This is a genomic window from Streptomyces sp. LS1784, from assembly GCF_020103755.1.
Lineage (GTDB): Bacteria > Actinomycetota > Actinomycetes > Streptomycetales > Streptomycetaceae > Kitasatospora.
Window position 1 is genome coordinate 1 of the sequence record NZ_JAHSQD010000276.1, and the last position, 10838, is coordinate 10838.

At 73.5% G+C, this 10838-nt stretch carries 11 protein-coding genes; 7 read left to right on the forward strand and 4 right to left on the reverse strand.

The window, feature by feature from the left end; all coding sequences use genetic code 11:
- Window positions 1-229: hypothetical protein (locus KS423_RS26750; RefSeq protein ID WP_224282328.1), on the reverse strand; the 229-nt coding region annotated here is incomplete at its 3' end.
- Window positions 230-288: 59 nt separating this feature from the next.
- Window positions 289-1269: an aldo/keto reductase gene (locus KS423_RS26755; protein WP_224282329.1), complete on the reverse strand. Its 981-nt coding sequence runs from the start codon at window positions 1267-1269 to the stop codon at window positions 289-291.
- A gap of 250 nt (window positions 1270-1519) precedes the next feature.
- Between KS423_RS26755 and KS423_RS26760 the strand changes: the two genes are divergently transcribed.
- Entirely contained in the window at window positions 1520-2566 is a 1047-nt protein-coding gene (locus KS423_RS26760) for an LLM class F420-dependent oxidoreductase (RefSeq protein ID WP_224282330.1), read from the forward strand.
- Between the two features lie 25 nt (window positions 2567-2591).
- Here KS423_RS26760 and KS423_RS26765 read toward each other — a convergent pair whose 3' ends face one another.
- A complete protein-coding gene (locus tag KS423_RS26765; protein ID WP_224282331.1) occupies window positions 2592-3572 on the reverse strand; it encodes a magnesium and cobalt transport protein CorA in 981 nt (326 codons plus the stop codon).
- Window positions 3573-3719: 147 nt separating this feature from the next.
- Between KS423_RS26765 and KS423_RS26770 the strand changes: the two genes are divergently transcribed.
- The 6 genes from KS423_RS26770 to mshC all read left to right on the forward strand — a co-directional run bounded on the left by KS423_RS26770 (window position 3720) and on the right by mshC (window position 9462).
- Entirely contained in the window at window positions 3720-4412 is a 693-nt protein-coding gene (locus KS423_RS26770; RefSeq protein ID WP_224282332.1) for a histidine phosphatase family protein, read from the forward strand.
- A 183-nt stretch (window positions 4413-4595) separates the two neighbouring features.
- Window positions 4596-5162 carry a DUF3090 domain-containing protein gene (locus KS423_RS26775; RefSeq protein ID WP_224282337.1) on the forward strand — a complete coding sequence of 189 codons (567 nt, stop codon included), beginning with the start codon at window positions 4596-4598 and terminating at the stop codon, window positions 5160-5162.
- 44 nt (window positions 5163-5206) lie between these two features.
- Window positions 5207-6004: an SCO1664 family protein gene (locus tag KS423_RS26780; protein WP_224282338.1), complete on the forward strand. Its 798-nt coding sequence runs from the start codon at window positions 5207-5209 to the stop codon at window positions 6002-6004.
- A 146-nt stretch (window positions 6005-6150) separates the two neighbouring features.
- Window positions 6151-7080 carry an AraC family transcriptional regulator gene (locus KS423_RS26785; RefSeq protein ID WP_224282333.1) on the forward strand — a complete coding sequence of 310 codons (930 nt, stop codon included), beginning with the start codon at window positions 6151-6153 and terminating at the stop codon, window positions 7078-7080.
- Between the two features lie 124 nt (window positions 7081-7204).
- Complete coding sequence (locus tag KS423_RS26790; protein ID WP_224282334.1) at window positions 7205-8035, forward strand: carbohydrate-binding protein; 831 nt, start codon at window positions 7205-7207, stop codon at window positions 8033-8035.
- A gap of 197 nt (window positions 8036-8232) precedes the next feature.
- Entirely contained in the window at window positions 8233-9462 is a 1230-nt protein-coding gene (gene mshC / locus KS423_RS26795) for a cysteine--1-D-myo-inosityl 2-amino-2-deoxy-alpha-D-glucopyranoside ligase (RefSeq protein ID WP_224282335.1), read from the forward strand.
- 66 nt (window positions 9463-9528) lie between these two features.
- Here the strand turns inward: mshC and KS423_RS26800 are convergent, their stop codons facing one another.
- Window positions 9529-10482: a PAC2 family protein gene (locus KS423_RS26800; RefSeq protein WP_224282336.1), complete on the reverse strand. Its 954-nt coding sequence runs from the start codon at window positions 10480-10482 to the stop codon at window positions 9529-9531.
- Between the last annotated feature and the right edge of the window lie 356 nt (window positions 10483-10838).

A 10838-nucleotide genomic window follows, 5' to 3' on the forward strand; every position in this document is an offset into this window, starting at 1 on the left:
GGGCGGCGGGAGCGGCCGGACCGCCTCCGCCCGTGGCGTCCGCCACGGGGGCCTCCGGCCCCGAGGGCTGCCGCACCGGTTCCCGCGGTGCCGAAGCGCCGCGCTCCGGCCCCTGCCCGCCCATGCTCCGCACCCGCTGCGCCAGCTCCGCGAACTTCGCCGCCTTCTCCTCCGGGGTCAGCTGGGCCCCGTCGGTCGCCTCCGGAGCGCCGTTCCCCGTGTCAGTCATCGTCGTCCGCTCCAAAGGTCACTCCACTGCAGGTTCTGCTCGACAACCCGGGCCCTGGGTCACAGCTCGGTCCACCCCTGGTCCGGGTAGCGGTGCACCGGCGACGAGATGTCGTCCAGCGCACCACGGATCTCATCCGGAAGCGTAAGCGCCTCCACCGACAGCGCCGCCTGCAGCTGCGCCACCGTCCGGGCCCCGACCAGCGCACTCGCCACCCCGGGCCGGTCCCGGACCCAGGCCAGCGCGACCGCCAGCGGGCTGCTGGCGAGCCCGTCGGCGGCGGTGGCGAGGGCGTCCACGATCCGCCGCGAGCGCTCCCCGAGGTACGGCTGGACGAACCCGGCCAGGTACGGCGTGGCGCCGCGCGAGTCCTGCGGGACGCCGTGCCGGTACTTGCCGGTGAGCACCCCGCGCCCGAGCGGCGAGCCGGCCAGCACCCCGACCCCGGCGTCCAGCGCGGCGGGCAGCGCCTCCCGCTCGATGCCGCGCTGGAGCAGCGAGTACTCCAGCTGCGCCCCGGCCAGCGGCACCCGCCCGTGGTGGGCGCGCTGCCAGGTGGCGGCCTTGGCGAGCTGCCAGCCGCTGAAGTCGCAGACCCCGGCGTAGCGGGCGCGCCCGGAGGTGACGGCGATGTCGAGGGCGCTGAGGGTCTCCTCGACCGGGGTCGCCGGGTCGAAGGAGTGCACCTGCAACAGGTCGACGTAGTCGGTGCCGAGCCGGCGCAGCGAGGCGTCCAGGGCGGCGAGCAGGTGGCCGCGCGAGCCGTCGAAGCGGCGGGCGGACTCGGGGACGCTGCCGGCCTTGGTGGCGATGACGAGCTCGGAGCGCGGGATCAGGTTGTCGGTGAGCCGGGAGAGCAGGTACTCGGCGCCGCCGTCCGCGTACACGTCGGCGGTGTCGACCAGGTTGCCGCCGGCGTCGACGAACTCCTTGAGCTGCTCGGCGGCCTCGTGCTCGTCGGTGTCGCGGCCCCACGTCATGGTGCCGAGGCCGAGCCGGGAGACCTGGAGGCCGGTACGGCCGAGGTGACGCTTTTCCATCGGACGGGCCCTCCACTGGCCGGTGGCCCCGGAAGGCCCGGCAGCCCTGTAAACGAGCAGGTGGGGAGAGTGCTCCCCACGTCGGCTGAGCGTAGCGGCCGGTGCGCGGACAGGGGTGCAGACCCGCAGAACGATCACTGCGGCGGAAACATGGCGAGTGTGACCCAGCCCACCCCTACCGGTCAGTAGCATGACCGGCGCAGGCGCGGTTACCCTCGCCACAACCCCAACCCACTGGAAGGTGCGGCAGATGCGACTCGGGATCAACCTCGGCTACTGGGGACTCGGCATGGACGCCGACAACATCGCCGTGGCCCAGGAGGCGGACCGGCTCGGCTACTCGGTCTGCTGGGCGGCGGAGGCGTACGGCTCGGACGCCGCCACGGTGCTCAGCTTCGTCGCCGCGAAGACCGAGCGGATCGACGTCGGCTCGGCCATCTTCCAGATCCCGGCCCGCACCCCGGCCATGACCGCGATGACCGCCGCGACCCTGGACACCCTGTCCGGCGGCCGGTTCCGGCTCGGCCTCGGCGTCTCCGGCCCGCAGGTGTCCGAGGGCTGGTACGGCGTGAAGTTCGACAAGCCGCTCGCCCGCACCCGCGAGTACGTGGAGATCATCCGCAAGGCGATGTCCCGCGAGCGCTTGGTGCACGAGGGCGCGCACTGGACGCTGCCGCTGCCCGGCGGCCCCGGCAAGCCGATCAAGCTCACCGTGCACCCGGTGCGCGAGCACATCCCGCTGTACATCGCCGCGATCGGCCCGAAGAACCTGGAACTGACCGGCGAGATCGCCGACGGCTGGCTCGGCATCTTCTTCTCGCCCGAGCACGCCGCGCTCTCCCTCGACCCGCTGACGGCCGGCCGCACCAAGGCGGGGAAGACGCTGGAGGGCTTCGACCTCTGCCCGACCGTGAACCTCGCGGTCGGCGAGGACATCAAGGCCGGCGTCGACGCCCTGCGCTCGTACGCCGCGCTGTACATCGGCGGCATGGGCAGCAAGGAGAAGAACTTCTACAACCAGCTCGCCCGGCGGATGGGCTACGAGCAGGCCGCCGACGAGGTCCAGGAGAAGTACCTGGCCAGGGACTACGCGGGCGCCGCGGCCGCCGTCCCGCACGACCTGATCGACGCCACCTCGCTGATCGGCGACACCGCCCGGATCGCCGACCGGATGCAGGCCTACGCCGAGGCGGGCGTCAGCACGCTCACCCTGGCCCCGGCCGGGTTCACCCTGGACGAGCGGATCCAGGCGCTGCGCACCGGCGTCGAGGCGCTGGAGCGCGCCGGACTGGCCTGACCGGACGGCGGACGGGCAAGCGGCACTACAGCCAGTCGTGCCGCTTGAACACCCGGTGCAGCACCAGGCAGACCACCAGCATCAGCACCAGCACGGCCGGGTACCCCCAGGACTGGTGCAGCTCGGGCATGTCGTCGAAGTTCATGCCGTAGATGCCCGCGATCATGGTCGGCACGGCGGCCAGCGCCGCCCAGGCCGAGATCTTCCGCATGTCGTTGTTCTGCTGCACGCTGACCTGCGCCAGGTTGGCGCTCAGGATGTCGGACAGCAGCCGGTCCATGCCGTCGACCTGGTCGTTCACCCGGGCCACGTGGTCGGCGACGTCCCGCAGGTAGGGCGCGGTCTCGGTACGGACGAGGCGGGCGCCGCGCTCCAGGGACAGCATCGGCTCCAGCAGCGGGCCGGTGGCCCGGCGCACGGACATCACCTGGCGCTTGTAGCCGTAGATCCGTCCGGCGGTGTCGCGGCCGACCCGGCCCGGGGAGAAGATGTCCGCCTCCAGCTCGTCCAGCTCGCTCTGGAGCGCGGTGGCCACGTCCATGTAGCCGTCCACGATGGTGTCGCAGACCGAGTGCAGCACCGAGCTGGGCCCGTAGCGCAGCAGTTCGGGCTCCTGCTCCAGGGTGGCCCGCAGTCCGCCGAGCGGGCTGTCCTCGCCGTGCCGGACGGTCATGACGAAGTCCGGGCCGAGGAAGACCATCACCTCGCCGACCGTGACGACGTGCCCGCCGGGGGAGTAGCCGAGGGTCTTCAGGGCGACGAACAGCGAGCCCTGGTAGGCCTCCACCTTGGGGCGCTGGTGGGCGCTGACGGCGTCCTCGGCGGCCAGCGGGTGCAGCGCGAACTCCTTGCCGACGTGGTCGAGTTCCTCGGCGGTGGGCTCGAACAGGCCTATCCAGACGAAGCCGTCAGGGCCGGCCGCGCGGGCGGCGGCGAGCGCGCCGGCCAGGTCCTCGGGGGCCTCGATCCGGCGGCCGTCGTGGTAGGCGGCGCAGTGGACGATCATGCGGGCCATTGTCACCCGAACGGGGCCGTCCGGCACGGATGCGGGTGGTACCGGTCCACGGGCCCGCAGCGGCCGGGCCGGACGCCGGGTCGGGCCGGGCGGAGAACCGGGGCCCACGGCCGGGCCCGGAGGCCGTAGGCTGACCCCATGCCCACCCTGCTGCTCGTCCGCCACGGCCGCTCCACCGCGAACACCGCCGGAATCCTGGCCGGTTGGACGCCCGGCGTGGACCTCGACGACACCGGGCGCGCGCAGGCCGCCGGGCTGGCCGGCCGACTGGCCGGCATCCCGCTGGTGCAGGCGGTCAGCAGCCCGCTGGAGCGCTGCCGGCAGACGCTGGAGCCGCTGCTGGCGGCCCGGCCCGAGCTGGGCCCGCCCGCCGAGGACGAGCGGCTGGGGGAGTGCCACTACGGCGAGTGGACCGGCCGCCCGCTGGCCGAGCTGGCCAAGGAGCCGCTCTGGCGCACCGTGCAGGACCACGCCGCCGCGGCCGCCTTCCCCGGCGGGGAGTCGCTGCGCGAGCTGAGCCACCGTACGGTGGACGCGGTGCGCGAGTGGAACCAGAAGATCGCCGCCGAGCACGGCGAGGACGCGGTCTGGATCGCCTGCTCGCACGGGGACGTGATCAAGGCCGTGGTGGCCGACGCGCTCGGGCTGCACCTGGACCACTTCCAGCGCATCAGTGTCGAACCCTGTTCCGTCACCGCGATCCGCTACACCCCGCAGCGGCCCTTCGTCCTGAGGATGGGCGACACCGGCGACCTCGCCCCGCTCGCCCCCAGGCCCGGCCCGAGCGCGGCCACCCCGGCCGGCGACGCGGTGGTCGGCGGCACCGCCTGAGGCCCGCCGCCGACGGGCCGCCCGGGGCGGCACCGTCCGGTTCCCCGGGTGCCACCCCCGCCCGCGGCCGTCGGCTCGGCTCCCCGGCCGGAGCCCGAAGGTCGTAGGGTGACTAACGAGTCCATCCGGCCGCGACCCGCCCCCGGCGGAACCGCGCCGACCGACATGATCCGGAGCGAGAGCGTGCCCCGTCAGGTCTTCTTCTACGACCAGCCCGAACGGTTCGTGGCCGGCACCGTCGGCCAGCCCGGCGCCCGGGCGTTCTACCTTCAGGCCAGCGCCCGGGGCCGGATCACCAGCGTGCTGCTGGAGAAGACCCAGGTCGCGGCGCTCGCCGAGCGCATCGAGGAGGTCCTGGACGAGGCGCTGCGGCGCAGCGGCGGCGACGCCGCCATCCCGGCCGCCGCCCCGAAGGACCTGCTCGACACCGCTCCGCTGGACCTCCCGCTGGAGCAGGAGTTCCGGGTCGGCACCATGGCCCTGGCCTGGGACAGCATGGAAAGCTGCCTGGTGGTCGAGGCGCAGGCGCTGATCGAGGACGAGGAGGAGGACGCCGCCGAGGCGGTCTTCACCGACGACGAGAACGGCCCGGACATGCTGCGGGTGCGGCTGTCCGGCGCGATGGCCCGGGTCTTCGCCAAGCGCGCGCTCGACCTGGTCGCGGCCGGCCGCAAGCCCTGCCCGTTCTGCAACCTGCCGCTCGACCCGGAGGGCCACCTGTGCCCGCGCGCGAACGGCTACCGGCGCTGAACACCGACACCCCACCGCAGGCCGACCCGACGGCCGCCGCCGCGCTGGCCGCCGACGTGCCCACCGCCCTCGCGCTGCTGCGCCAGGGTGAGCTCACGGTGCACGGCCGGCTCACCGAGGCCTCCAACGCCGCGCTGTACTGCACGGTGGCGCACGGTTCGCTGAGCGCCCAAGCCGTCTACAAGCCGGTGGCCGGCGAGCGCCCGCTGTGGGACTTCCCGGACGGCACGCTGGCCGGCCGGGAGGTCGCCGCGTACGAACTGTCCGCCGCGACAGGCTGGGCGCTGATCCCTCCCACCGTGCTGCGCGAGGGTCCGCACGGGCCCGGCATGGTGCAGCTGTGGGTCGAGCCGGACCCGCAGGCCGAGCCGCTGCTCGCGCTCCAGGACCCGCGCGGACCGGAGTCGGGCTGGCTGCCGATCGTCCGGGCCGAGGTCGAGGGCGGGCGGACGGCCCTGCTGGTGCACCACGACGACCGGCGGCTGCGCCGGCTCGCCGTGCTGGACGCGGTGCTCAACAACGCCGACCGCAAGGGCGGCCACCTGATCCCGGCAGCCGACGGCCGGGTGTACGGCATCGACCACGGCGTCACCTTCAACACCGAGGACAAGCTGCGCACTCTGCTCTGGGGCTGGGCCGGCGACCCGCTGCCCACCGAGGCGCTGGAGGTGCTGGCCCGGCTGGCCGAGCAACTGGACGGCGAGCTTGCCGAGCGCCTCGCCCCGCACCTGACGGCGGCCGAGCTGGACGCGACCCGGGCCCGGGTGGCCGGGCTGCGCGGCTCCGGCCGGCACCCGCTGCCGCCCGAGGACTGGCCCGCGATCCCCTGGCCGCCGGTGTAGCCGGGGTACCGGAGGCCGGACCGTCCCGGAGGCCGGTGCCGGCGGGGCCGGGCCGCCGCCCTGGAACGCCGGTGGTCTGGACCTGTCCTCGAAAACGGCAGCAGATGGTCTGGACCTGTCCCCGGAACAGGTCGCACACTGCTCCGATGGATGTGCGACGGACCACCCCCACCCCCCGAACCACGCCGGACCTGCCGTTGCACCGGTTACAGGTCCCGCTGCCCCAGCTGCTCCCCTTCGCCATCGGCGGCTTCGACGCGATCGGCCCGCTCTCCCGGGCCGGCTTCCCCCACCGGCACTCGTTCTACGAGATCGTCCACGTCACCGGCGGTCACGGCGCCCACGTCCTGGACCTCGTCCACCGGCCGCTGGCACCACCGCAGTTGTGCGTGATCACTCCGGGCCAGGTGCACTACTGGGCGGACGCCGAGGAGCTGGCCGGCCGGGTCGTCCTGTTCAACGAGGACTTCCTGCTCGGCCACCCCCAGGACCTCGCCGCCCTGCGGGCCCTGGCCACCCGCCCGGCCCTCGCGCTCGGCGACCAGGCCGACGCGATCGCCGCGCTGCTCGCCGACATGGAGTGCGAGTACCGGACCAGGGCGCCCGGCTACCAGGGTGTGCTGCGGGCCAGCCTGCACATCCTGATCGTCCGGGCGCTGCGCGCCTGTGCCCCGGCCGACCGTCCGGCGGTGCCCGGTCGTTCGGTCGAAGTGGCCGCCGCCTTCACCCGGTTGATCGCCCGGCCGGGCGGGGTGCGGCACTCGGTGGCCTCCACCGCGCAGGAACTCGGCGTCTCTCCGGGGCACTTGCAGACCCTGGTGAAGCAGGCCACCGGCCGAACCCCCGGCGGACTGATCCGCCGCCAGCAGACCCTGGAGGCCAAGCGGCTGCTCGCCTGCACGGATTTGACGATCCGTCAGATATCCAAAGAGGCCGGCTTCGTCGACCCGGCGTACTTCTGCCGGTTCTTCCGTCGGGAGACCGGAATGACCCCGGGGGAGTTCCGGGCCAGGGTCGACGGAAATCACCACGATCCCCGGATCATGTCCATCGCGGTGGCGCCGGACGGCCCGTAACTTTGCTGCTGGCCACCGGCGGCCGGTCCGGCGCGCGAGGGCGGGTCGACCGGTCCGGTCCTTGTCATGCCCCCACCATGGCAAGGGCCGCCCCCACCCCCGCCTCACGAGAAGGAGACGGCGTATGCCCACGTCCGACGGCATGATCAGCCGCAAGACCGTCCTGAAGGCCGCCGCCGCGCTGGGGGCTGCCCCGCTGCTGGTCGGCGGCGGAGTCGCACTGGCCCGGGACCGGATCGGAAACGGCGAACCGCTCGGCTTCACCCCCGAGTGCCACGACGGGGACGCCCCCACCATCGAACAGACCGAAGGGCCGTACTTCAAGCCCAACTCCCCGCTGCGCAGCTCGATGGTCAACGACGGACCCGGCACCCGCCTGGTCGTCAGCGGCTACGTCTTCGGCCGTGCCTGCCGGCCCATCTCCGGCGTGCTGCTGGACTTCTGGCAGGCCGACGACGGCGGCAACTACGACAACAGCGGCTACACCTTCCGCGGCCACCAGTTCACCGACGCCAACGGCGCCTTCAGGCTGGACACCATCGTGCCCGGCCTCTACCCGGGCCGCACCCGGCACATCCACGTCAAGCTCCAGGCCCCCGGCCGCCCGATCGTCACCACCCAGCTGTACTTCCCGGGGGAGCCGCGTAACAGCACGGACACCATCTACGACGCCCGGCTGCTGATGAACGTCCGCCAGAACGGCCAGACCCGCGAAGGCAGCTTCGACTTCGTGCTGAACGTTCCGCAGACCACGCCGAGCCCGACGCCCACGCCCACCGCCACCTCCACCGGCGGCCCCACCACGCCGCCGGGCGGCACCTGGGCCCCGGGGGCCTCGTACAACGCGGGCGACCGCGTGACCTACTCCGGCGTCTCCTACACCTGCCTCCAGGCGCACACCGCCATGGTGGGCTGGGAGCCGCCGAACGTGCCGGCCCTCTGGCAGCGGTCGTAGCGGCTCCGGCCGCGTCGCCCGAGGGGCCGGGCGCCCGGTCGGCGGCAGGGCCGACCGGGCGCTCAACCATGCCCGGATCCAGGCATGGTTCCGTGCGATACCAGTCGCGGAACCGTCGGGCAATGGCAGGAAGCGAATCCAGTCGATCTTTCGTACTGGTTAGGCTTTCAAATGTTCGCAAGGTTAAAGTTGTTTCCATGCATGCCTGGCCCGCCTCCGAGGTTCCCGCCCTGCCTGGTCAGGGGCTCCCCCTCCGTATCCACGACACCGCAGCGGGCACAGTCCGGGAGGTCGTGCCGCAGGACGGCACCGCCCGGATCTACGTCTGCGGCATCACCCCCTACGACGCGACCCACATGGGCCACGCCGCCACCTACAACGCGTTCGACCTGGTGCAGCGCGTCTGGAAGGACGCCGGCCACGACGTCCTGTACATCCAGAACGTGACCGACGTCGACGACCCGCTGCTCGCCCGTGCGGTCGAGACCGGCCAGGACTGGACAGCCCTGGCCGAGCGCGAGACGGCCCTGTTCCGCGAGGACATGACCGCACTGCGCATGCTCCCGCCGGCCCACTACATCGGCGCCGTCGAGTCGATCCCGTGGATCGTCCCGATCGTCCAGAAGCTGCTGGCCTCCGGCGCCGCCTACCAGGTGGACGGCGACATCTACTTCTCGGTCGACGCCGACCCGCACTTCGGCGAGGTCTCCGGCCTCACCCACGAGGCCATGCGCCCGGTCTTCGCCGAGCGCGGCGGCGACCCGGACCGCCCCGGCAAGCGCAACCCGCTGGACGCCCTGCTCTGGCTGGCCGCCCGCCCGGGCGAGCCCGCCTGGGACACCGAGCTCGGCCACGGTCGCCCCGGCTGGCACATCGAGTGCGTCGCCATCGCGCTGCAGTACCTCGGCATGTCCTTCGACATCCAGGGCGGCGGCAGCGACCTCTCTTTCCCGCACCACGAGATGGGCGCCGCGCACGCCCAGGTCGCCACCGGCACCCACCCGTACGCCAAGGCGTACGTGCACGCCGGCATGGTCGCCCTGGACGGCCACAAGATGTCCAAGTCCCGCGGCAACCTGGTCTTCGTCTCGGCGCTGCGCCGCGAGGGCGTCGACCCGGCGGCGATCCGCCTGGCGCTGCTCTCGCACCACTACCGCGCGGACTGGGAGTGGACCAAGAGCACCCTGGACGAGGCCGTCGAGCGCCTCGCCCGCTGGCGTGCCGCGGTCTCCCGCCCGGACGGTCCGGCGGCCGAGCAGCTGCTCGCCCAGGTGCGCGAGGCGCTCGCGAACGACCTGGACGCGCCCGCCGCGCTGGCCGCGGTCGACCGCTGGGCGGACCGGCAGGAGGCCGAGGGCGGCACCGACACCGGCGCGCCCGGCCTGGTGACCCGCACCGTGGACGCCCTGCTCGGCGTCGCGCTGTAACCCCGCACCACACACCGAAGGGGCGTCAGGACCAGGTGTCCTGACGCCCCTTCGCCCGTACGGTGGTCACTCCTCCTCGGCGCCGTCCTGGCTCTCCCGGGCGCCGCCCGGTGCCTCCGGATCGGCCGGCCGCTCCGCCGTGGCGTGCCCCGCCACCGGCTTCTCGCCGGTCGGCCCGACGTTCTCCCGGCGGCGCAGGTAGCGCTCGAACTCGCGGGCGATGGCGTCGCCGGAGGCCTCCGGCAGCTCCGCGGTGTCCTGCGCCTCCTCCAGCTGCTGGACGTACTCGGCCACCTCGCTGTCCTCGGCGGCCAGCTGGTCCACGCCGAGCTGCCAGGCCCGGGCATCCTCGGCGAGCTCGCCCGGCGGGATGCGCAGGTCCAGCAGGTCCTCCAGCTTGTTGATCAGGGCCAGCGTGGCCTTCGGGTTCGGCGGCTGCGAGACGTAGTGCGGCACCGCGGCCCAGAGCGTCACGGCCGGCACCCCGGCGTGGGTGCAGGCCTCCTGGAGCACCCCGACGATGCCGGTGGGGCCCTCGTAGCGGCTCTCCTCCAGGTCCAGCCGGCGGGCCAGCTCCGGGTCGGAGGTGACCCCGCTGACCGGCACCGGGCGGCTGTGCGGGGTGTCGCCGAGCAGCGCGCCCAGGATCACCACCAGCTCGACGCCCAGCTCGTGCGCGAAGCCCAGCAGCTCGTTGCAGAACGAGCGCCAGCGCATGCTCGGCTCGATGCCGCGGACCAGCACGACGTCCCTGGTCGTCGGTTCCGTCACCCGGATCACCGAGAGCCGGGTGGTCGGCCAGGTGATCCGGCGGATGCCGCCGTCCAGCCAGACCGTGGGCCGGTTGACCTGGAAGTCGTAGTAGTCCTCCGCGTCCAGGGCGGCGAACACCTTGCCGCCCCAGGTCTCGTCCAGATGCGCCAGAGCCGCGGAGGCGGCGTCGCCCGCGTCGTTCCAGCCCTCGAAGGCGCAGACCATCACCGGGTCGATCAACTCGGGAACATCTTCCAGCTCGATCACCCAGCGTCTCCCTCCGGTCGGCGGTCGGACCTGCGCCGCCCCGGCTGGCCTGCCGGGGCGCCGACGGGCCGGCTGCCGACTGTCGAACCTCTCGTCTCCCATGGAACGCCTCGCCCCATGGTCCCTACCTGCCCAGCCTACGGGCTTTGATGCGCACCGCGGCCGGGCACCGGGACAGTCTGGGGGAGCGGGGCGCCGCGATCCACCGGATATCGCAGGCCCGGAGCTGACGGTCCGTCAGTCATTCGTCCGGGTGCGGACCGTGCCCGGGTGGTGGCGCAGCGCGACGGCGGCTCCCCCCGGTGCGGCGGGCGGGCGGTGGACCGGCCGGGGCCGGCGAGGGCGCGACCGGGTGC